We start from the raw sequence: 19,698 nt of genomic DNA, 5'->3' as shown, positions 1-19,698 counted from the left end.
AAGGGAACACGTTGTGGACGAACACTCTCTGCACGGCAGGACGTGCGTGGTGACCGGCGCCAGCTCGGGCATCGGCCTGGAGACGGCGCGCGCTCTCGCGGCGCGGGGCGCCGTGGTCGGCATGGTCTGCCGGTCCGCGCCGCGCGGCGAGGCGGCCATGCGGAGCATCCGCGACGGGCTGCCGCAGGCGCGCCTCCGCCTCTTCCTGGCCGACCTGTCCTCCCAGCGGGACGTCCGGCGGGTGGCGGCGGAGGTCGAGGCGCGGCTGCCGGAGCTCGGCGTCCTGGTCAACAACGCGGGACTGGTGTCCCGGGACCTGCGGACCGGCGAGGACGGCATCGAGCTCCAGTTCGCCACCAACTACCTCGCGGTGTACCTGCTCTCCTCGCTGCTCACCGGCACCCTCGCGCGCAACGCCCCGGCCCGGATCGTCAACGTGGCCTCCGGGGTGCACGGCCGCGCCCGCATGGACTGGGACGACCTCGCCGCGCCGCGCTCCTACAACGCGTTCCAGGCGTACGCGCGGTCCAAGTTCGCGGTCATCGCCCACACGGCCGCGCTGGGCCGGCGGCTGGCCGGCACCGGCGTGACGGTCAACGCGGTGGAACCCGGCCTGACCCGGACCGCGCTGCTGGACGACGCCGGCGTCGGCGCGTTCAGGCTGGTCCGCCGCTTCCTCAGGTTCGCCCCCACGGCCGACGAGGCGGCGCGGCACTGCGTCCGCCTGGCCTGCGACCCCGAGCTCGCCTCCGTGACCGGCGCGTACTTCCGCCGGGCCAAGCAGGCGACCGCGGCGGAGGCGACCCGCGCCCCGGAGACGCAGGCGCGGCTGGAGCGCCTCAGCGTGGAGCTGACCGGCTCGACCCGTCCGAGTACCCAAGAGAGGAACCCATGACCGAAACCGTTCCGAAGCCGGGCCCCGGCGTCGGCGGACGCACCGCGAACCCGCGGCGCTGGAGCATCCTCGTCCTGCTCTGCTGCATGCAGTTCATGCTCCTGCTCGACGACACGGTCGTGAACGTCGCGCTGCCCTCGATCCGCACGGACCTCGGCTTCTCGCTGGCCGGCCTCACCTGGGTCGTCAACGCCTACGTGGTGGCGTTCGGCGGGTTCCTGCTGCTCGGAGGCCGGCTCGCCGACACCCTCGGCCGCCGCCGGGTGTTCCTGATCGGCACCGCCGTCTTCGCGGCCGCGTCGCTGGCGAACGGGCTGGCGCAGAATCCGGCCACGCTGGTCGCCTCGCGCGCCGTCCAGGGGCTCGGCGGCGCGCTCGCCGCCCCCGCCGCGCTGTCGATGGTGGCCGTGCTGTTCACCGACCCCAAGGAGCGGACCCGGGCGCTCGGCGTCTGGGGAGCGCTCACCGGCCTCGGCGGCGCGACCGGCGTCGTCCTCAGCGGCGTGCTGACCGACCTGGTGAGCTGGCGGTGGATCTTCTTCGTCAACCTGCCGGTCGCCGCCCTCCCGCTGCTGCTGGTGCCGCGGCTGGCGCCGGAGAGCCGCCGGGCCGGCGTGCGCAGGTTCGACCTGCTCGGCGCGGTGACGGTCACCGCGGGCTCGTCCGCGCTGAGCTACGGCCTGCTCAACACCCCCGAGCACGGCTGGCGCTCGGCGCGCTGCCTGGTCGCGCTGGCCGCCGCGGCCGTCCTGCTGGCGGCGTTCGTGGTGAGGGAGGCAACCGCCCGCGACCCGCTGGTGCCGCTCGGGTTCTTCCGGCGGCGCAGGCCGATGACCGCCAACATCGCGCAGATCCTGATGTCCTCGGCCAACTTCGGGACGTTCCTGCTCCTGACCCTCTACATCCAGCAGGTGCTCGCCTACTCGCCGATGCGCGCGGGGCTGAGCTATGCGGGCTTCTTCGTCGGCATCTTCCTCGGATTCGGCACCGCGGCCCCGCTGGTGCCGCGCATCGGGGTCCGCCCGATCATGGTGGGCGGACTCGGCTGCATCGCCGCCGGGATGTACTGGTTCGCGAACGCGCCGGCCGACGGGCACTACTGGGCGAACCTGTTCCCGGGCTTCGTGGTGATGGCCCTCGGGATCGCGTGGAGCTCCTTCACCATCAACATCGCGGGCGTCAGCGACGTGCCCGAGCGGGAGGCGGGGCTGGCCTCCGGCGTGCTCAACGCGAGCCAGCAGCTCGGCGGGGCGATCGGCCTGGCCGTCCTGGTGACCCTCGCCTCCGACCGGACGGCCGGGCGGCTGCACTCCGGGACGGCGCCCAGGCTCGCGCAGCTCGACGGGATCCATCTCGCGTTCGGCGTCGGCGGAACCGTCCTGGTCGTCGGCGCCGTCCTGACCGCCCTGCTGATCGGCCGGCTGAAACCGGCGTCCGTGCCGCCCATGGTCGTCCTGGAGGACCAGGACGACGTCGAAGTCCGCAACTGACCGGAGAGAGGCCGCCGTGACCACCGAAGCCGTCGATTCCGCACCCGCACCGCCGCCCGCAGGGCCGGGCGGGCCGCCCCCGCCGGGCTCCCTCCGGCTGCTGCGCCTGCTCACCGGCACCTGGATCGCGCAGTCGGTGCACGCCGTCGCGGAGCTGGACGTCGCCGACCGGCTCGCCGCCGGGCCGCGCGCCGTCGCCGATCTCGCGGCGGAGGCGGGCGCCGACGCGGGTGCCCTGTTCCGTGTCATGCGCGCGCTGGTCCCGCCCGGCGTGTTCGAGGAGCCGGAGCCGGGCGTGTTCGCGCTCGGAGAGCTCGGAGAATTCCTCCGGTCCGACGTTCCGGGGACGCAGAAGTACTCCGCTCTGCTTTTCGGCGCGGAGACGTTCCGTTCCTGGGCGGAGGTGCTGCATTCCGTCCGGACCGGAGAACCGGCCTTTCCGGCCGTCTACGGTTCGTCGTTCTACGAGTACCTCGACCGCCACGAGAAGGTCGCGGAGTCCTTCAACCGGACCATGGGCGCCGGCGGAATGGTCCCCCCGGTGGCGCGCTCGTTCGACTTCACGGGCCACCGGCACGTGGTGGACGTGGGAGGCGGCTCGGGCGCGCTGCTCGCCGCGGTTCTCTCGTGGGAGCCGGGCCTCACCGGCACGCTCTTCGACCTCCCGGAGGCGGTCGCCGAGCCCGAGGCGGCCATCACCGGGCCGTTCTCGGAACGCTGCTCGATCGTCACCGGGAGCTTCTTCGACGAGGTGCCCGAGGGCGGGGACGTCTACCTGCTCTCCCGCGTCCTGCACAACTGGAACGACGCGGACGCCGGCAGGATCCTGCGCAACGTCCGCGCCGCGATGCGGCCGGGGAGCCGGCTGCTCGTCTTCGAACGGCTCCTTCCGGACGCGGCGTCCGAGCACATCGGCGCACTGTTCGACCTGGTCATGCTCGTGGTGCTCGGGGGTCGCGAGCGCACCCTGCACGAGTACGCGTCGCTGCTCGAAGGCGCGGGGCTGGAGGTCGTGCGGAGCGCGGACGGGCCGCGGGACATGGGGGTGATCGAGGCCCGCGCCGTCTGACCGAGAACCGACCCACCCCGCCGCCGCCGCGTCCCCGATCCGGGGACGGTCGTCGTCCACCGCCGGCCGGCCGGGTCCGGGGCCGCACGCGGCATCGGACCCGGCCGGCCGGCGGCGTGTTCCACGGAATCGCTTTCCTGATATCCCAAAGGCCGCCGGAATGATTGTCGCGTCAGGCCTGGAAGTCGTCCCGTTCGCTTTCCGGGCCGACCGGGTTTGTTCTGTCCGGAGTAGGCCACCGGCGGGACCCCGCAGGTGATCACTGCTTTGTGCGGCCCATTCACCGCTTTTGTGACATGTGTCACTCGCAGAGTCTAATAGACATCCATGTCTGTAAGACCTAGCATGAACGAGTTCCATGGTTTTCTGGAAAGTACTGCCGTTATACGGGGGCTCCCATGGCACACTCTCTGGGGATTGAGCGAACGTTCCATTCGGACGTTGAAAACGCCTTTTCCGCAGACCGGCATTCAGAACGGAGTGATCTCTCACAGGGGGACGAGAACGCGGACCGGACGCCCGCGACCAGGGTGATCTTCTGGGGGGAGGGGGACGTGTTCCAGTCGGGAGTGGTCGCGCTGCTGTCGTCGGTCGACGGCGTCGAGATCGTCGGGGAGATGTCGGGGAACGGCCCCGCCGGCTGCTTCATGCGGATGCGCGCGGACATCCTCGTGATCGACCTCGACATGGCGGGGTGCGACGTCCTGTCGATGATCAGGCGCGCGCGGGCGAAGGCGCGCTGCGCGGTGCTCGCCATGACGGCGTCCGAGGACGTCGCCTTCGCGATGGAGGCGCTGCACGCCGGCGCCGGCGGCATCATGCTCAAGCGGAGCTCGAAGGCGCAGCTGCTGGAAGCGCTGCGCGCCGTCTCGGGCGGGGGCGGGGTCCTGCCGCCCATGGTCGCCCACTGGATGGTCCAGCGGCTCCGCGGCAACGCCGCCGGCGTCCGGGCGTTCCGCGCGTCCGTGTGGGCGGAGACGCTGACCCCCCGGCAGACCGAGATCCTGGCGCACATCGGCCAGGGCCTGGCCAACACCGAGATCGCCGACCGGCTGCAGCTCAGCCTCCCCACGATCAAGACCCACGTCTCGGCCCTGCTCCGGGCGCTCGACCTGCGCGACCGCACGCAGCTGGCGATCTTCGCCTGGAGGGAGGGCCTGGTGACCATCTCGGTGCCCGGGGCGGACGACCGGGAGCTGGAGCGGCTCGCCTGACGGCCCGGCCCGTCAGGCGGGGATCCCGCCGGAGCGGGCCAGGCCGCCGAGCCAGCGGGCGGACGGCTTCGGCGTGCGGGCGAACGTGCGGCGGTCGACCGCGATCAGCCCGAACGTCGGCTCGTAGGAGCCCCACTCGTAGTTGTCCAGGGCGCTCCAGTGCAGGTAGCCGCGCACGTCGACGCCGTCGCGCATGGCGGCGGCGAGTCCCCGCAGCGCGCCGGTGGTGTAGTCGACGCGGCGCGCGTCGTCGGCGGTGGCGATGCCGTTCTCGGTGACGATGATCGGGACGGACGGCCCGACGATCCCGGCGGTGTGCCGGACGGCCTCGCCGAGCGACTCCGGGTAGTACTCCCAGCCGGGGATCGTCTTCTCGGCGTCGTCCGGGACCGGCAGCGGGCCGTCCTTGCCGACCCGCGTGCGGCTGTAGGACTGGACGCCGATCCAGTCGTCGCCGCGCGCCGCCTCGATGTAGCGGTCCTCGCGGGGCCAGGCGTGGGCGCGGCAGGCGTCCTCCGCGCCCGGTTCCGCCGGCTGGTACACCTGGTTCGCGATCGTCCAGCCGATGCGAGTGCCGGGGAGCAGGCGGTGCAGGACGTCGCGGGCCGCGTGGTGCGCCGCGATCAGGCCGTCGCCCACGGCCTCGTCGGGCTCCAGCCGGGCGTAGTCGGCGTCGAAGTCGCGGCGGACCGCGTGCATGAGCGCCAGCATGTTCGGCTCGTTGATGGTCACGGCGTGCCGGACGTGGCCGTCCAGGATCGGCGCGACCGCCTCCACATACCGGACGAACAGGTCGGTCGCGTCGGGCGCCGTCCAGCCGCCGGACTTGGCGAACCACGCCGGGGACGTGAAGTGGTGCAGCGTGACGACGGGTTCGAGGCCGCGCTCCCGGGCCCCCTCGATCATCCGCCGGTAGTGCGCGAGCGCGGCGTGGGAGATCTCGCCGCGCGCCGGTTCGATCCGGGCCCACTCGACGCTGAACCGGTAGGCGTTGAACCCGAGCCCGGCGAGCAGGTCCATGTCCTCCCGCCAGCGGTGGTAGCTGTCGGCGGCGTCGCCGCTGGGCTCGCGGACCCGGGTGCCGGACGCGTGCTCGAACGCCCACCAGTCGCTCGCGGTGTTGCCGCCCTCGACCTGGTGGGCGGCCGTCGAGGCGCCCATCAGGAAGCCGCGGGGGAGGGCGAATACGTCTGCCGGCATGCTCGGCCTTTCGTTCGGGGGCGTGACTCGTTCGGGGGGCGTGACGCGAAAACCATACATCGATCGGAATTCATGGTAGCGTCCGACGCGTCCGAAGAACCCGGCCGAGGAGGCAGCGTTGATCCCAGCGCCCGTCCGCCAGGCGGCGGCGGAAGGCGTGTGCCGGACGGACCGCCCCTGGCAGGTCCGAGCGGACGACCCGTCCCTGGACGCCACGGCGCAGGTCCTGGCCCCGCACCTGCGCGCCGGTGCCGGTGCCGGCGCCGGCGCCGGCGCCGGCGAGATCGTCCTCGCCCTGGGCGACGTCCCGCTGAAGCCCGCCGCCATCGGCGTCCAGCCGTCCGGCGACGCCGACGAGTGCTACCGCCTCACCGTCGAGCCCGACCGCATCACCTGCACGGCCCGCACCCCGCAGGGCATCGCCCGCGCGGCCGCCGGCGTGCTGCAGATCCTCGCGGAAACACCGGAAACGCCGTGCCGCGTCATCGACGACGCCCCCCGCCACGCCTGGCGTGGGCTCATGGTCGACCCGGCCCGCCACTTCATCGCGCCGGACGACCTGCGCCGCCTCATCGACCTCGCCGCGCTCTACAAGCTGAACGTCCTGCACCTGCACCTGACCGACAACGAGGGCTGGCGGCTGCACATCGCGACCCGTCCCGCCCTCACCGCCGGGGCCCCGCACTACAGCGCCGCCGAGTACGCCGCGCTCCAGGAGTACGCCGCCGCGCGGCACGTCACCGTCGTCCCCGAGATCGACCTGCCCGGCCACAGCGCCGCCGCCCTGCGCGCCTACCCCGGCCTCGGCACGCTGCCCCGTCCGTCCTGGTACCCGGCCGACGCGCCCTTCCCGGCGCCCCTCGACCCGCACGACCCGCACACCCGCGCGTTCATCGTGGACGTGCTGGCGGAGACGGCCCGGCTCACCACCGGCCCGTTCGTCCACTTCGGCGGGGACGAGGCGCTCGGCGCGGACGGGGCGTCGTTCACCGAGGCCGTCCGCCTCGCCCGCGAGGCGCTGCGCGTCGCCGGCAAGCGGCCCATCGGCTGGCAGGAGTCGTCCCGCGCCGGCATCGGGCCCGGCGACCTCGCGCAGTTCTGGGTGGACGTCCCGATGATGGACCTCCCGCAGACCCAGGAGGAGTTGGACGCGCGCCCCGACCTCCTCGCCGCCGGCCACACCCTCGCCCGCACCAAGGCCCTGACCAGGTTCTTCGCGCCGACCGACGGCGACCTCGACCGGATCGTCCGCGGCGGCGGGCGGGTCCTGCTGTCGCCGCAGTCGCACCTCTACCTGGACCGGCCCTACGACCCGTCGATCGTCCCGGCGGACCAGGCCGAGTTCGCCGCGCGCCTCGGCTTCGCGTACCGGCCCCGCGACGTCCGGTACGCCGCGTCGTGGGACCCGTCCGCCTACGGCCTCGCCCCCGACCAGATCATGGGCGTCGAGGCCACCCTGTTCGCCGAGCAGTTCCAGGGGTTCGACGACCACACGGCCCTTCTCCTCCCGCGCCTGCCCGGCGTCGCCGAGGCCGCCTGGTCGCCGTCGCCGCCGTCCTGGGAGGACTACCGGGACCGCCTCGCCGTCCAGTCCGTCCTGTGGCGGGAGCGCGGCCTGACGGCCCTGCGCTCGACCGAGATCGACTGGCGCTGACCTCGGTAAGGTAAGGACCATGGCGAAACGCGGCCCCTACCGCAAGGGCGAGGCGAAACGGGCCGAGATCCTCCAGGCCGCGCTGGAGATCTTCGCCGACGAGGGCTACCGGGGCACGTCCCTGCGCAAGGTCGCCGCCCGCTGCGACCTGAGCCTGCCCGGGATCATGCACTACTTCGAGTCGAAGGAGGACCTGCTCACCCAGGTCCTGCGCGTCCGCGACGAGACCGAGCGCGCCCGCCACCCCGAGTTCGACCTGGTCGAGGACACCCTCGACGTCATGCGCCAGGGCATGCGCACCCCCGGCCTCGTCGAGCTGTTCGTCTCCATGGCCGCCTCGGCGGGCGACCCCGACCACCCCGCCCACGACTTCTTCCCCCGCCGCTACGAGATCCTGCGCAAGGCCGCCGTCGAGCACATCCAGAAGGCCATGGACGAGGGCGCGATGCGCACCGACATCCCCGCCGAACGCCTCGCCGTCCTGCTCCTCGCCGTCGCGGACGGCATCCAGCTGCAATGGCTCGCGGACCGCACCGTCGACATGCAGCGACCCCTCGCCGACGTCCTGAACCTCCTCCGCATCCCCGGCTGACCGCTCAGGGGCCGGCGGGCTCAGGGAAAGGTGCGGCGGACCTCGTTGAGGTCGTCGTGGTGCTCGTCGAACCGGCGCCGTGTCGCGTCGCCGATCGCGTCGACCTTCTCCAGCACCGCCTCGGTGTCCACCTTCGCGGGCAGCCCGGTCGCGGCCATCAGCTCGGCCACCATCTCCTGCACGCGGTCCCGCGCGTCGTCCTGCGCGGCGCCGATCGCCTCGATCAGCGCCTCGGCGAGGGACTCGCTGTCCATCCGCATCACCCGCGGGTTGAGCGCGATCCGCTTGATCCGGCCGGACGAGTCGACCGCCGCCTTCACCAGCCCGTCGGCGGCCTCGCCGGTGGCCGTCAGGGACGCCATCTCCTCCGTCGACGCGGAGAGCCGGCCGAGGGCGTCGTCGGCCTGCGCGGCCAGCCGCTCCACGTCCTCGGGGCGGAAACGCGCGGGGTCGAAGTCGAACATCGGATTCCTTTCGCCAGGTGCCGTCGGTACGGCAATCCGAGCAATCGAAGATGTCGGGCGGGAGAATGAACAGCCAATTATTCATGTTGATCGACCGACGCCGGAAGGAAAGATCATCGGGGTCGTGGAATTTCTTGTCGATCGTCGCCGCGGTGCGGTAGCAAAGGGGACATGGCACCTGGTGGGCAGGAAAAGTACGTCACTTCCCAGGGCATCGAGAGGACTCGGCGGCAGGTGCTGACCGAGGCCAAGCCCCTGTTCCGCGGGATCCGGGACGAGGTGGACGACACCGACGTCGGCGGCGTCGCGTTCGGCGTGGTCGGGCTGGCGTTCCTTGCGGACGCCTACGCGGCGGTGCAGAACGACATGCGGCGTTTCATGAATGACGCCATGGAGGTGATGGACGAATGGGATGAAGCCCTCGAAGGAATCAAGCGCGTATGGCGTGCGGCCGAGGACTACAGCACCCCGACGGTCGTCGAGGGACCGGGCGGCCGGGACGTGAGGATCACCGGCCCCGCCGTCTACCAATGAGCCGGGCGACGCGTCCTGCCGGATGAAGGAAGAATGAGATGACCACTCCCAACCAGCCGCCGGACCCGCGCATCGCCTGGGGCCGTCCCCCGGGAACGCCGGCACCGCAGAACGCGCCGAGCCCGGCGGCCCCGCCCCGCCCGTCCGTGCCGCCGCGCCCGGCCGCTCCGTTCCGTCCGGCCGCCCCGCCGAGGCCCGTCCCGCCCAGGCCCGCCTTCCCGCCGCGTCCGACGGTCCCGCCCGCGGCGGCGACGGCGGCCAAGCCCCCGCCGGCCGGTGCGACCGCGCTGGTCGAGGACGCGCTCAAGAGCTGGCGGCAGGTGGCCCGCAAGGAGCCGCTCATCGTCATCGCGATCGTCGCGGCGGCGGTGGGCGTCGCGAACGTCCCCGGCATGTACCAGGCGGCGTCGAACTGGCGCGCGAGGATCTCCGGCGACCTCGACAAGCCGGCCAACCAGACGATGCGCGGTCTCCAGACCGACTCCGGCAAGGACTGGATCGCCGACGACCAGGAGGCCTTCGCCCGGGCCGTGGACGACTTCGTCCGCCAGCTGGAGACCTGCCGCAAGTACGCCGAAGCGTGCGGCGGGGCGGTGGAGAGCGTCGCCAAGGCGTACACGTCGTACTGGACGGCGCTCGGCGACATGGCCGTCGCCATCCTGCCCGCCTTCCTGACACTGTGGGCGCTGCAGCGGGTGCCGTACCCGCCGACGAGCATCGGCGCGCGGATCGCGGCGACCGCGCTGGCGCTCGGCGTCATCGCCGCCGTCGGCAACCTGGTGTACGGCCTGACGCAGTTCCTGAGCGCGGCCAAGAACATCATGTCCACGCTGCTCGCGGGCGGAGCGGTGCTGCAGTTGCGGAACCTGAAGCCGTCCGGCGCCTCGGCCATCGCGTTCAAGGACGCGAAGATCGACTGGTCGCCGCCGTCGACGTACAAGGAGCCCCGGCGCACCTCGCCGAGCCCGTACGGCGGCTGAGCGCGGCTCGCGGCGGGCCGTCGCCATGGCGACGGCCCGCCGCGCTAGTCCAGCTTCGCGAGGTCGTCCACATAACCGATCCACCAGTGGCGCGCGTCGAAGACCGCCGCTCGGTGCTCGGCGGACAGGTCCGTCAGCAGGAGCGCGTCCATCCGCGCGAGCAGTCCCTCCGCCTCCCGGCGCAGTTCGGCGTGCAGCTCGTTGGAACGCCTGATCGCCTCGCGGGCGACGTCGGCGTCCCACTCCGGCGCCGCGCCGGCCGGCCTCGGCGCCCCGGCCCCGTCCGGGAGCCGCGCCGCGTTCCCCGCCACCGCGCCCGGGTCCAGGATGGCGGCGAGGATCCCGTCGCCCGCGACCCGCGCGGCCGCCGCCGACGACCACCGGTTGGCCTCCCGCAGCCGTTCCATGTGCCTGTCGATCATCTCCTCCAGGTCGGCCGGCAGTTCGGCGGAAACGCTCTCGGACACGCTGACCCTTCAGCTCGCAGCCGTGTGCTCATCCCGCGGCCCGGCTCCGTCCTGCGGCGGCCTGCCGTGACCACGTCCACACCACCGGCGAGATGTGACCGAGTTCCGCCGGTTCGGGGAGATCGGTAAAAGAATGATCTTGACGGATGGCGCCGGACGCACCATCGAGCGGCACGGGCTTGGAATCGGTGTGAACGACTCCGCCGCCCCGCCCCTGTCAGTCTCCGAGCAAAGTGCCTCCGCCCACCCCTGGCGCGGAATCGCGACCACCTCGACCTCGACACCGTGCCTGGCGAGGGTCTGCGCCAGGTGAGCGAGCGCGATCTGCGCGTTCAGGGCGAGCCATCTTGCTGCTCACCCTGCTCTAGGACGGCTGACCGTGGGGGCTTGCGAGTTGGCCTCGCGGCTGGGTGGCCGGTGTTGCTTCGTCCGGGCCGCCCAGCCGTCGCCGATCTCAGAGGTCGGTGGTCAGACGATCACCTGTGCGGTGGGGTGGGTACCGATCTCGGTGGTTCCCGCGGTGAAGCGCAGATAGCAGACCTTGAAGCCGGCGGGGTCGCGGCTCGCGCCGGTCAGGTAGGTCGGGTTGGCGCGGCCGGGAACGGCCCCGGAATCGACGAGTTCGAGGCCGAAGTCGTGCCATCCCTCCTCGTCGCGGTGACGGGTGAGGCCGCTCAGGCGCTCGTATTCCTGACGCCAGGCCGCGGGATCGGGCCCGAGATGAGCCTGATGTGGAGGAAGTGCGGCCTGTATCGCAGCGGCGATCTGCTCGCCGGCCTGGCCCTTCGTCGCGGCGGTGACCGGCTTGACCGACACCAGCGCGGCGTCCAGGGCCCCGAGCGTCTGCTGGTAGGCGTAGACGAGATCGTCGCAGTGCTCCACCTCGGCGCGCCGGTTGCGCTCGGCCAGGTCGGCGGGCATGACGAGATAGACCCGGTTCTTCGAGTCGTTCTTGAACTTCGTCAGATAGCTGCCGATCCTGGCCTCGGACTTCCTCCGGCGATCCGCTTCCAGATCGCTTACCGCAAGAGTGGCATTGGTCTCGAAGATGCCGGCCCGCAGATAGATCGAAGTGTTCGTGCCCTCGGACGCCCGTTGTTTGATCACGACCTCGGCCTTGACCTGGTCGTCGGCCGGGCTGTAACCGATCTCGTAGACCGGGGCCAGCGCGTTGTCGGGATTGCTGGTAGACCCGACATCGGGCATGAAGCCGCTCGCCCGGTCGAGCCCTGCGTCCTGCAGCATCCCGCCGTGATCGACCGGATCCGAATTCTGCTTCAAAGGCATGGCGTACCCCCGGTTGCCCATTGTTCGGAAGCGAGTGCGTTCAGTAGAACACGCTCAATTCTTCCGCCGCAACGGCCGACAGTGGCCTCAGCAGGCGCAATTTAGTGGTGTCCACTGCGCTCCTGGTATCGCCCGGGAACTCGTGGTATGGCGACCCGCTGCGCGCGTTATGCGGTCATGTGAGCCTGCCGGTTTCGATCGTTTTCCCGAGTGCTGGGACGACGGCCGGGTGTCGTAGGGTGTCGCCCGCCGAGCGTCCGGTGGTAGGAGCGCGGGGTGTAGGGGGTGCGGCGGTCCTGCCGTGCCCGTTTTGGCGGAGAGTCGGGCAGGCCGCGGTGCTTGCCGACGTAGCCCTTGTCGGCGAAGGCCATGCTGACGAAGAGGACGAACATCCAACCGGCGAAGATCGCGATGAGCGCGACGCCGGTGATGGCGAGCGCGAAGATCACAGCGCGTCCTCGATCTCGCGCTGTTCGGCCAGGGCCTCGCCGAGCAAGTCGTAGGTGTCCTCGACGAGGGTGGCGCAAAGGCCGTAGTAGATCTCCTTCTCGGTGAGCGGGCGGCCGAGGCGCGTTGCCACAAGGCACCCCATTCCCCGTGGCCGGCGGATGTGCCAGGCGGGGTGCTGCTCCTGAAGACGTGCGCGTTCCTGCTCGTTCATGGAAGGGGCTTCCTGTGCTCGGTCCGGATTTCGTCGGACGAGCGTGGCAGCCTGAAGTTACGCTCAGCTACGAACCGACTACCCCCCAGTCGGCACCCCGACCAGACGGCATGACACCCCCGAAGCACCCGGGAGACACCCGATGGCACCCACGCGCGACACCAACCCGTCCGTCCATCAGGAGACGTTCGTCAGCGAGTTGCGGGCCAGGCGTGAGGCGGCCAAGCTCTCCCGCAGCAAACTCGCTGTGGCGCTCGGCTGCACCCCTCAGTGGCTCGGTAAGGTCGAGAGCTTTGAGAAGCCTCCGTCCGAAGGTCTTGCAGACGACCTCGACACCTACTTCCATGCGGGCGGTATGTTTCGCCGCACCTGGGAGAAGCACGCGGAGGCCCGGAAGCGCGGCCTCATCCCGAGTGGCTTTCGCCCGCTGGCCGAAGCGGAGCCCGAAGCTTCGCAGTTCAGCATTTTCGCGCCTTTGCTGATGCCCGGGCTGCTCCAGACGGAGGAACACGCCCGCATGGTGTTCGGAGCTGAACAGCGAGCAGATAAGGCGGAAGAACTCCTAGTCGTCCGTATGGAGCGGCAAGCGATCTTCGCTAAAGCGGAACCGCCGCTGATGTTCGTCCTCATCCGCGAGGCGGTCATTAGAGATCTTCATGCAGAGATCAAGAAAGGGCAGTGCAGGAGACTTCTTGATGTACTCGGTGAACCGAACGTGTCGATTCAGCTTATTCCTGTGGGGGCTCACGTTTTCCAAGGGAGTGGCTTCCAGGTCCTCTCGTTTGACGAGGGTCCGGATGTTGTCTACGTGGATGGGGCTGGCGCTCACGGGCAAATGATCACGGAAGCTGCGTCCGTGCGCAGATTGACCGTACTGTTCAATATGATCAGGTCTGCCGCGTTGTCGGCCAGAGAGTCCGAAGATCTGATCCGTACGATCATGGAGAGCACGTGAGCACAGTGGGTCTGTCGTTCTCGCACTGGCGTAAGAGTTCTCACAGCGACTCGTCAGGGGGAGACTGCGTCGAGGTGGGGGAGACGACTTCGGGGGTGGCTCTGCGGGACTCGAAGGATCCGGGCGGGCCGAAGCTGGCGTTCGGGCGGGGCGCGTTCGGGGCGTTGGTGAGTGAGATCCGCGCGGGGCGGTACGACCGGTAGGCGAAACGGGCCGGGCGGCGTGGAGGCATCCCGGCCCCTGTCGTCGCAGCGGGCTGTCGTGAGATGGGCAAGGTCGGGCGGGGCCGTAGGCGCTCGGATGCGCCTGAGAATGAGCGAGTAAAGATGCCGTTCTGATCGGCAATTAACGCGGGGCCGCCGTGGGCTGCGAAGCCTTCCGGCCAGGAGGCTCTGCGAGAAGTCCGGCTTCGGCTACTGCGAGCCCTTCGCCGCGTACCGCCCCGACCGGCACAGCGTCTTCATGACGAGACCGCCGGGGATGAGAGCCGGCGCCTGAGCCCGCGCCGAGCCGGTTTAGTAAGGCGAGTCCGGGACCTCACGGCGGTGGTCCCTGGGGTCTCGGACGCATTCCGATCCCACGCTGATGACGATGCGGTTCACGTCATGCAGCGCCTCGACCCTGAAGCCGTAGCCGCTGCCGACATCGTGACCCGCGAGTTCTGTGATCGTTCTAGTGCCCGTCGCGGGCCGAAAGGAGGAGATCTCCCATCCGGAACGTTCCGCGTAGGCCTTCAAACGCATGACCGCTGGGACCGACTTGTCCGGTGGTATGCCATCGATGCTGGAGAAAGACGCGATGTTGTACGGGCTCAATTCTCCGTCCTTGAAGTACATGACGTCGAATTGGTCGCAGGGTGCGGATCCTCCGTTGGGAGCAGTGGCGTCCTTACCTGCATCCAGAGTGTGGATGATCTTGTAGAAGAAGGTGTCGAGTCCATCTGACAGTTTCTTCTCGTCCCCGACTTTCACATGCTCCCCCTTGCTGGGATGGGTGCATCCGGACGCGGTGGCGCACATCAGCAGGAGGGCCAGGAAAGCCGTCGGCCGGCCGGTTCGGCAGGACGTTGCACGCTGCATCAGCGACGGTGGTCCCTGGGGTCTCGGACGCACTCCGACCCCACGCTGATGACGATGCGCTTCCGGTCGTCCAAGAGTGCCTCGACGCTGAAGTCATAGCCGCCGGCCGGGTCGTGACCCGCCAGTTCCGGGCCTTTGCGAGGGTCGTCGGCGGGCACGAACTTCGTGATCTTCCATCCGACGCGCTCTGCGTACGCCTTCAACCGCATGATCGCCGGAACCGATCTGTCCGGTGGCATGTCCTCGATGCTGGAGAAGGAAGCGATGTTGTACGGGCTGAACTCTCCGTCCTTGAAATAATGAACGTCGAACTGGTCGCAGGGCGCGGAGCCCCCGGTGGGCGCCGTGGCCTCCTTGCCCGCGTCCAGGGCATGAATGATCTTGTAGAAGAAGGCGTCGAGCCCTTGCGAGAGCTTCTTCTCGTCGGCGACCTTCACCTCGTCTTCCTTTCCATGGTGGCTGCACCCGGAGGCGGTGACGGCGAACAGCGCGATGATCACCAGAAAGGTCCGTAGGCGTTTCATGACGGTGGCTTGCCGGAGTCGAGGCCGACCCGTCCGTAATCTCCTACGACGACCAGTGCCTGGTTCCTCAGGCTTCCCTTCCCGATATCCCAGTAGCCGCTGTGCCCTTCCGTGTCGGTCGTCATTGCGTTGCCGCCGAACTCCTCGTCTCCGGGGACGAATCCTCCCCTGCCGCCGAGGATCGGTCCGGCATAGCCGGTCAGGTCGCCGGGCGCCGACTCCGACCAGAAGTGCCGCTGGTCGATGTGGAGTTGCTTCACGTTGTCGACGCCCATCCCGGGGCTGCCCACCGCGACCATGTCATCCACGTTCAGCCCATTGCCATGGGCTGCCGCCTCGCCGATGAGTCGTGTCCCGTAGCTGTGCCCGATCACGGTCACATGACCGTGCTGACCGGCGTCGCCCTGCGTCTGGCGCACGCCGTCGACGAAACCGTCGAGGGCCGGTGCGCCCTGGTCGGCGTAACTCGCGTTGGCCGCGTTGTGGAGCCCATCGGGTGTGTCATAGCCCAGCCACATGACGGACGCGACCTGGCCGTGCGCATACTTCTGGCTCTCTGCCCAGATGCGCTCATTCCTCCGCAATATCCCATCGACCTTGTTCAGGTCGTCCCCGGTCCCCGGGACGAAGACGGACGTGTGGGGAGCGGTGTCGGGGTTGCCGAAGGCGACGATGGCCTGCCCGTCCTTGTCGTTGCGCAGCCCCAGAAGGTAGACATCGCGCGGAGCCACGGTCCGTCCCCTGTCGGTCCCGCCCTTCTCGTAGAGACCGAGCACCCCCTGGAGTTTCACTAAACGGCGCTCTTCGTCGGTCTTGGGACCACCCCTGGCCTCGATGTCGGCGATGCGGCTCTGCAGGTCGGTGCGGTTCGCCTCGTCGCGGTCCTCGGACGGAATGCCGTTCAACCAGCCGATCTTGCTGGGATAGGCGTTCATCAGCAGGTGGCGTTGCTCTTCGGGAAGGCTCCGCCACCATTGTGCGATCTCGGCGGGCGTCTTCTTGCCCTTGGGCGGGATGTCGTCCGGTTTGAAGCCGGCGAGCCGCGTCGCCAGGCCCGCGTCCTTGCGGAGTTCGGCCAGCGGGTTGCGGCGGTCGAGGATGCCCGCGTCGAGGCTGCGCAGCGCGGCGGCGATCTCGGTGTCGGCGTTGGTGGCGTCGTCCAGGGCGATCTTCATCCTGCCCTGGATCCGGTACGCCGCGAGCTTGTACTCGTCCCAGGTGGAGAAGCGCGGCGGGAGGGCGTCGGGGAAGGTCAGCGAGCCGTCGTCACCGACCTTGAGGTAGGCGGCCTCCGCCTCGGAGATCGCGGCGTTGAGCTTGAGCTGCGCCAGTCGGAAACGCTGCCCGGCCGTGTCGAGCACGCTCGCGACCGCGGACGCCTCGGTCGCCGACACCCTGATCCGTTCCTGAACCGGGACGAGGTTGCGCATCGCGGCCTCGGCGTCGCGGCCCTGCCACTTCGAGTTCCGGACGCCGCCCAGAAGCCGGGTGCGGTAGGCGTCCTCGGCCTGCTCGAGCCGTTCGACGAGCACCCGCCAGGACCGCCATGCCGCGTCGAGCTCCCCGGGCTTGGCGTCCCGGAGGCCGCTGAACGAGACCACTAAGGTCTCCCCGTCCGGATCTGGTGGACCCTCCGCGTGGTCTCCTGCTCGGCCCAGGCGTGATTGCGAGCGGACTTCTCCACGGCCGAACCCAGATAGTCGATCTCGTCCGCCAGCCGGCTCACGGCCCGGTGCCACTGCGTGGCCAGTTGCGTCATCGCGGTGGCCGTCGCCCAGCCGTGGCCGAGCGCGGCGGCGGCCTGGTCGGTCGGCCGGCCGAATGCCCCGGCTCCCGCCCTGATGGGCGCCTCGACCTCCGGGGCCGTCTTGCCGGCGGCGAGGAGCGCGCCGCTGTCCACCGCGGAGGCGCCGCTTCCGCCAGGCTGCGTCATCGGCCCTCTCTCGGATCATCTGACGTCACGGATCGACCAAAATCGTGTCGAAGTGTTGTGAAAGCGGTCAAGGTAATGCGCTGTATGGCCTAGAGCGGCCATGAGCCGATGCGTGTGCGATGAGAGTCCTCGTAGCTTGCGGGCACCGTAGGCCCTGGCCGGGCGCTCCCGGCTCCGGCGAAGGCGTGGAGACCCGCCGCGAACGGTTCCTCCGCAAAGTCCGCACGACCGCGGCGATCGAGGAAGCCGGCGTCCCAGCCGTGTTCGACACCGGGGCCGACCCGTCCGACGGGGAGGCCATCGGCCTGCACGCCTTCATGCGCCGCCTCGCTCAGTACCTTGACGGCGGCTCTGAAGCGGGTTGACCCCCCACCTGGGGCGCCGGGTTAGGGTGGCGCGTTTGATGTTCTGGTATGCCCTGATCGGTGAGTGTGTGTGATGCGGATCGTTGTGGACGACTTGTCCGGGCCGGAGATCGCTGCGTTCCTGGACGAGCATGTGCGGGAGATGCGGTCCATTACGCCGTTGGAGAGCAAGCACGCTCTTGACCTCGACGGGCTGCGCGCGCCCGATGTCACGTTCTGGTCGGTGGTGGACGGCGGTGTCGTCGTGGGCTGCGGGGCGATCAAGCGGCTGGACGCGTCGCATGCCGAGTTGAAGTCGATGCGCACGTCCACCGCGCGCAAGCGCAGCGGCATCGCCTCAAGGTTGCTCGGGCACATCCTTGCCGAGGCCGAGCGCATGGGTTTCGGGTGGATCAGCCTGGAGACCGGCTCGGACGACTTCTTCCTCCCGGCCAGGAGGCTCTACGAGCGGTTCGGCTTCGAATACTGCGAGCCTTTCGCGGACTACCGTCCCGACCCCAACAGCGTCTTCATGACAAGAGCTCTCGGAGCGAATAGCAGCACCTGAGCGCGCGACTGGCTGACGATGCGGTTGGACGCGTCTCATGCCGTGGGCGGTGGGGTTATGGGGAGGCCGGGCGGGGGTAGTGCGCGGGGATGTTCTTTGAGGGGTTCGCGCTGGATCGGGTCGATGTCGGTGAGGTGACGCTGCGGGTGCGGCATGGCGGTTCCGGGCCGCCGGTGCTGTTGCTGCACGGCCATCCCCGCACTCATGCCACCTGGCACAAGGTCGCGCCCCTTCTCGCCGAGCGGTTCAGTGTCGTGTGCCCGGACCTGCGTGGCTACGGAGAGTCGTCCAAGCCGCCGACCGATGCGGAACACGCGCCGTACTCCAAGCGTGCGATGGCGCGTGACCTGGTGAGTCTGATGCGCGCGCTCGGGCACACCCGTTTCACGGTCGCCGGTCATGACCGCGGCGCGCTCGTGGCGTTCCGGGTCGCGATGGACCATCCGTCCGCGGTCACCGGTCTGGTGGCCATGGACGGGCTGCCGGTGGTCGAGCACCTGGAACGCTGCGACGCCCGTTTCGCGGCGGCCTGGTGGCACTGGTGGTTCTTCGCCCAGACCGACAAGCCCGCCGAACGCGTCATCAACGCCGACCCCGACGCCTGGTACACCGCCACCGACGAGCACATGGCGCCCGAAGCGTGGGCCGACTACCAGAACGCGATCCACGACCCGGAGACGGTGCACGCCATGCTGGAGGACTACCGGGCCGGAGTGGGCATCGACCGGCGGCACGACGAGGAGGACCGGAGTGCCGGCCGCCGCGTCCAGTGCCCCACGCTGGTGCTGTGGTCGTCCAAGGACGACCTGGAGGACCTTTACGGCGACCCGGTGCGGATCTGGCGGGACTGGGCCGGCGATGTTCGCGGCCACGCCGTCGACTCCGGGCACCACATGGCCGAGGAGGCGCCCGCCGCGGTGGCCGATGCGATCACCGGATTCCTCACCGCCGGATGAGAGGCGGCGGCCGTTCGGGTCGCTCTGTACGATCTGGGCGGGGAAGGGGTGTGGCAGCAGGTGGTCGCCCGAAGCAAGGCAGGCAACGAGCCGAGGGTCCCGCTGAGCCGGGAGCGGGTGCTGCGGGCCGCGGTGAGGATCGCCGACGAGGGCGGGGTCCGGGCGCTGACGATGCGCCGGCTCGCCGAAGAGGTCGGGGCCGAGGCGATGTCGCTGTACTACCACGTGGCCAACAAGGAAGAGGTCCTGGACGGCATCGCCGATGCCGTCGTCGCGGAGATCAACGACGTCGTCGGCCGGATCGACATGCCCTCCGAGGGAGACGCCTGGAAGGCCGCGGTGCGGCGGCGGATCCTGGCGGCCCGTGAGGTTCTGCTCCGCCATCCCTGGGCGCCCGGCGTGTTCGAGACCCGCACCGCGACGGGCCTTGCGGTGCTGCGGTATCACGACGGCCTGATCGGGCTCATGCGCGACGGCGGTTTCTCGAACGACCTGTGCCACCACGCGCTGCACGCCCTGGGGAGCCGCGCCCTGGGCTTCACCCAGGAGCTGTTCGATCCGGGCGACGGCGCGGGCGGCGGTGACGACGACGCCGCGGCCGCGCTGGAGAGCATGGCCGGCGAGCTGCCGCACCTCGCCGGGATGCTGATGGAGGTCGTGCACGACGATCCCGATTCGACGCTGGGCTGGTGCGACGACCAGTTCGAGTTCGAGTTCGGGCTCGACGTGATCCTCGACGGCCTCGACAGGCTGCGCGCGACCTTCTGACCGTTCCCGGCCACTGGCCCGTCTTGTCGTCTTACGCCGTAAGAACTACCTTACGACGTACGAC

General features: G+C 70.1%; 24 protein-coding genes. 14 read left to right on the top strand and 10 right to left on the bottom strand.

What is annotated here, in order from left to right; genetic code table 11:
- Positions 1-13: 13 nt before the first annotated feature.
- The 4 genes from ABD296_RS26860 to ABD296_RS26845 all read left to right on the top strand — a co-directional run bounded on the left by ABD296_RS26860 (position 14) and on the right by ABD296_RS26845 (position 4,668).
- Entirely contained in the window at positions 14-895 is an 882-nt protein-coding gene (locus ABD296_RS26860; RefSeq protein ID WP_344272737.1) for an SDR family NAD(P)-dependent oxidoreductase, read from the top strand.
- Complete coding sequence (locus ABD296_RS26855; RefSeq protein WP_344272734.1) at positions 892-2,385, top strand: MFS transporter; 1,494 nt, start codon at positions 892-894, stop codon at positions 2,383-2,385. The genes ABD296_RS26860 and ABD296_RS26855 overlap by 4 nt, the downstream gene beginning before the upstream one ends.
- A 16-nt stretch (positions 2,386-2,401) precedes the next feature.
- Positions 2,402-3,454: a methyltransferase gene (locus ABD296_RS26850; RefSeq protein ID WP_344272730.1), complete on the top strand. Its 1,053-nt coding sequence runs from the start codon at positions 2,402-2,404 to the stop codon at positions 3,452-3,454.
- A gap of 554 nt (positions 3,455-4,008) precedes the next feature.
- The gene (locus ABD296_RS26845; RefSeq protein WP_344272727.1) at positions 4,009-4,668 is read left to right on the top strand and encodes a response regulator transcription factor; all 660 of its coding nucleotides are present in this window, start codon (positions 4,009-4,011) and stop codon (positions 4,666-4,668) included.
- A gap of 12 nt (positions 4,669-4,680) precedes the next feature.
- Here ABD296_RS26845 and ABD296_RS26840 read toward each other — a convergent pair whose 3' ends face one another.
- Positions 4,681-5,868, bottom strand: a complete 1,188-nt coding sequence (locus tag ABD296_RS26840; protein ID WP_344272725.1) for a glycoside hydrolase family 1 protein — start codon at positions 5,866-5,868, stop codon at positions 4,681-4,683.
- 118 nt (positions 5,869-5,986) lie between these two features.
- Between ABD296_RS26840 and ABD296_RS26835 the strand changes: the two genes are divergently transcribed.
- Together ABD296_RS26835 and ABD296_RS26830 are read left to right on the top strand one after the other, a co-directional pair.
- Positions 5,987-7,522: a family 20 glycosylhydrolase gene (locus ABD296_RS26835; protein ID WP_344272722.1), complete on the top strand. Its 1,536-nt coding sequence runs from the start codon at positions 5,987-5,989 to the stop codon at positions 7,520-7,522.
- Between the two features lie 19 nt (positions 7,523-7,541).
- Positions 7,542-8,114, top strand: coding sequence for a TetR/AcrR family transcriptional regulator (locus ABD296_RS26830; protein WP_344272719.1), 573 nt, complete (start codon positions 7,542-7,544; stop codon positions 8,112-8,114).
- Between the two features lie 20 nt (positions 8,115-8,134).
- On the opposite strand, the gene ABD296_RS26825 is transcribed toward ABD296_RS26830, so the two are convergent.
- The gene (locus tag ABD296_RS26825; RefSeq protein ID WP_344272716.1) at positions 8,135-8,578 is read right to left on the bottom strand and encodes a YbaB/EbfC family nucleoid-associated protein; all 444 of its coding nucleotides are present in this window, start codon (positions 8,576-8,578) and stop codon (positions 8,135-8,137) included.
- 171 nt (positions 8,579-8,749) lie between these two features.
- Here ABD296_RS26825 and ABD296_RS26820 point away from each other — a divergent pair, with 171 nt between their 5' ends.
- Together ABD296_RS26820 and ABD296_RS26815 are read left to right on the top strand one after the other, a co-directional pair.
- Entirely contained in the window at positions 8,750-9,112 is a 363-nt protein-coding gene (locus tag ABD296_RS26820) for a hypothetical protein (RefSeq protein ID WP_344272714.1), read from the top strand.
- A gap of 38 nt (positions 9,113-9,150) precedes the next feature.
- The gene (locus ABD296_RS26815) at positions 9,151-10,092 is read left to right on the top strand and encodes a hypothetical protein (RefSeq protein WP_344272712.1); all 942 of its coding nucleotides are present in this window, start codon (positions 9,151-9,153) and stop codon (positions 10,090-10,092) included.
- 44 nt (positions 10,093-10,136) lie between these two features.
- Here the strand turns inward: ABD296_RS26815 and ABD296_RS26810 are convergent, their stop codons facing one another.
- The 4 genes from ABD296_RS26810 to ABD296_RS26795 all read right to left on the bottom strand — a co-directional run bounded on the left by ABD296_RS26810 (position 10,137) and on the right by ABD296_RS26795 (position 12,426).
- Positions 10,137-10,559, bottom strand: coding sequence for a hypothetical protein (locus tag ABD296_RS26810; protein ID WP_344272709.1), 423 nt, complete (start codon positions 10,557-10,559; stop codon positions 10,137-10,139).
- A 468-nt stretch (positions 10,560-11,027) separates the two neighbouring features.
- On the bottom strand, positions 11,028-11,846 hold the full coding sequence (locus tag ABD296_RS26805; protein ID WP_344272706.1) for a hypothetical protein: 819 nt from the start codon (positions 11,844-11,846) through the stop codon (positions 11,028-11,030).
- A gap of 167 nt (positions 11,847-12,013) precedes the next feature.
- Positions 12,014-12,295: a hypothetical protein gene (locus tag ABD296_RS26800; RefSeq protein WP_344272703.1), complete on the bottom strand. Its 282-nt coding sequence runs from the start codon at positions 12,293-12,295 to the stop codon at positions 12,014-12,016.
- Positions 12,292-12,426: a hypothetical protein gene (locus ABD296_RS26795; protein WP_344272700.1), complete on the bottom strand. Its 135-nt coding sequence runs from the start codon at positions 12,424-12,426 to the stop codon at positions 12,292-12,294. Before ABD296_RS26795 ends, ABD296_RS26800 begins: the two co-directional genes overlap by 4 nt.
- Positions 12,427-12,649: 223 nt before the next feature.
- Here ABD296_RS26795 and ABD296_RS26790 point away from each other — a divergent pair, with 223 nt between their 5' ends.
- Both ABD296_RS26790 and ABD296_RS26785 read left to right on the top strand, forming a co-directional pair.
- Positions 12,650-13,462 (top strand): helix-turn-helix domain-containing protein, encoded by an 813-nt coding sequence (locus tag ABD296_RS26790; RefSeq protein WP_344272698.1) that lies wholly within the window; start codon positions 12,650-12,652, stop codon positions 13,460-13,462.
- Positions 13,459-13,665, top strand: coding sequence for a DUF397 domain-containing protein (locus tag ABD296_RS26785; protein WP_344272695.1), 207 nt, complete (start codon positions 13,459-13,461; stop codon positions 13,663-13,665). Before ABD296_RS26790 ends, ABD296_RS26785 begins: the two co-directional genes overlap by 4 nt.
- 312 nt (positions 13,666-13,977) lie before the next feature.
- Here the strand turns inward: ABD296_RS26785 and ABD296_RS26780 are convergent, their stop codons facing one another.
- The 4 genes from ABD296_RS26780 to ABD296_RS26765 form a co-directional block, all read right to left on the bottom strand.
- On the bottom strand, positions 13,978-14,433 hold the full coding sequence (locus ABD296_RS26780; RefSeq protein ID WP_344272692.1) for a hypothetical protein: 456 nt from the start codon (positions 14,431-14,433) through the stop codon (positions 13,978-13,980).
- Between the two features lie 107 nt (positions 14,434-14,540).
- Entirely contained in the window at positions 14,541-15,041 is a 501-nt protein-coding gene (locus ABD296_RS26775) for a hypothetical protein (RefSeq protein WP_344272689.1), read from the bottom strand.
- Positions 15,042-15,061: 20 nt separating this feature from the next.
- Complete coding sequence (locus ABD296_RS26770; RefSeq protein ID WP_344272686.1) at positions 15,062-16,666, bottom strand: alpha/beta hydrolase; 1,605 nt, start codon at positions 16,664-16,666, stop codon at positions 15,062-15,064.
- Positions 16,666-16,998, bottom strand: coding sequence for a hypothetical protein (locus ABD296_RS26765; RefSeq protein WP_344272683.1), 333 nt, complete (start codon positions 16,996-16,998; stop codon positions 16,666-16,668). Before ABD296_RS26765 ends, ABD296_RS26770 begins: the two co-directional genes overlap by 1 nt.
- Positions 16,999-17,183: 185 nt before the next feature.
- Between ABD296_RS26765 and ABD296_RS26760 the strand changes: the two genes are divergently transcribed.
- The 4 genes from ABD296_RS26760 to ABD296_RS26745 all read left to right on the top strand — a co-directional run bounded on the left by ABD296_RS26760 (position 17,184) and on the right by ABD296_RS26745 (position 19,634).
- Positions 17,184-17,363 (top strand): hypothetical protein, encoded by a 180-nt coding sequence (locus ABD296_RS26760; RefSeq protein WP_344272680.1) that lies wholly within the window; start codon positions 17,184-17,186, stop codon positions 17,361-17,363.
- Positions 17,364-17,436: 73 nt separating this feature from the next.
- Positions 17,437-17,910: a GNAT family N-acetyltransferase gene (locus tag ABD296_RS26755; RefSeq protein WP_344272677.1), complete on the top strand. Its 474-nt coding sequence runs from the start codon at positions 17,437-17,439 to the stop codon at positions 17,908-17,910.
- Positions 17,911-17,999: 89 nt separating this feature from the next.
- The gene (locus tag ABD296_RS26750) at positions 18,000-18,866 is read left to right on the top strand and encodes an alpha/beta fold hydrolase (protein ID WP_344272674.1); all 867 of its coding nucleotides are present in this window, start codon (positions 18,000-18,002) and stop codon (positions 18,864-18,866) included.
- Between the two features lie 60 nt (positions 18,867-18,926).
- Positions 18,927-19,634 carry a TetR/AcrR family transcriptional regulator C-terminal domain-containing protein gene (locus ABD296_RS26745; RefSeq protein ID WP_344272671.1) on the top strand — a complete coding sequence of 236 codons (708 nt, stop codon included), beginning with the start codon at positions 18,927-18,929 and terminating at the stop codon, positions 19,632-19,634.
- Positions 19,635-19,698 lie beyond the last annotated feature (64 nt).

Source organism: Actinomadura napierensis (genome assembly GCF_039529375.1).
Lineage (GTDB): Bacteria > Actinomycetota > Actinomycetes > Streptosporangiales > Streptosporangiaceae > Spirillospora > Spirillospora napierensis.
This window is presented reverse-complemented; position numbering and strand designations above follow the sequence as displayed.

Excerpts from the sequence above, each read along its gene's own strand:
- ABD296_RS26790 (WP_344272698.1), top strand. The coding sequence starts at position 12,650 with ATGGCACCCACGCGCGACACCAACCCGTCCGTCCATCAGGAGACGTTC.
- ABD296_RS26825 (WP_344272716.1), bottom strand. The coding sequence starts at position 8,578 with ATGTTCGACTTCGACCCCGCGCGTTTCCGCCCCGAGGACGTGGAGCGG.
- ABD296_RS26840 (WP_344272725.1), bottom strand. The coding sequence starts at position 5,868 with ATGCCGGCAGACGTATTCGCCCTCCCCCGCGGCTTCCTGATGGGCGCC.
- ABD296_RS26765 (WP_344272683.1), bottom strand. The coding sequence starts at position 16,998 with ATGACGCAGCCTGGCGGAAGCGGCGCCTCCGCGGTGGACAGCGGCGCG.
- ABD296_RS26805 (WP_344272706.1), bottom strand. The coding sequence starts at position 11,846 with ATGCCTTTGAAGCAGAATTCGGATCCGGTCGATCACGGCGGGATGCTG.
- ABD296_RS26820 (WP_344272714.1), top strand. The coding sequence starts at position 8,750 with ATGGCACCTGGTGGGCAGGAAAAGTACGTCACTTCCCAGGGCATCGAG.
- ABD296_RS26830 (WP_344272719.1), top strand. The coding sequence starts at position 7,542 with ATGGCGAAACGCGGCCCCTACCGCAAGGGCGAGGCGAAACGGGCCGAG.
- ABD296_RS26750 (WP_344272674.1), top strand. The coding sequence starts at position 18,000 with ATGTTCTTTGAGGGGTTCGCGCTGGATCGGGTCGATGTCGGTGAGGTG.
- ABD296_RS26815 (WP_344272712.1), top strand. The coding sequence starts at position 9,151 with ATGACCACTCCCAACCAGCCGCCGGACCCGCGCATCGCCTGGGGCCGT.
- ABD296_RS26755 (WP_344272677.1), top strand. The coding sequence starts at position 17,437 with ATGCGGATCGTTGTGGACGACTTGTCCGGGCCGGAGATCGCTGCGTTC.
- ABD296_RS26855 (WP_344272734.1), top strand. The coding sequence starts at position 892 with ATGACCGAAACCGTTCCGAAGCCGGGCCCCGGCGTCGGCGGACGCACC.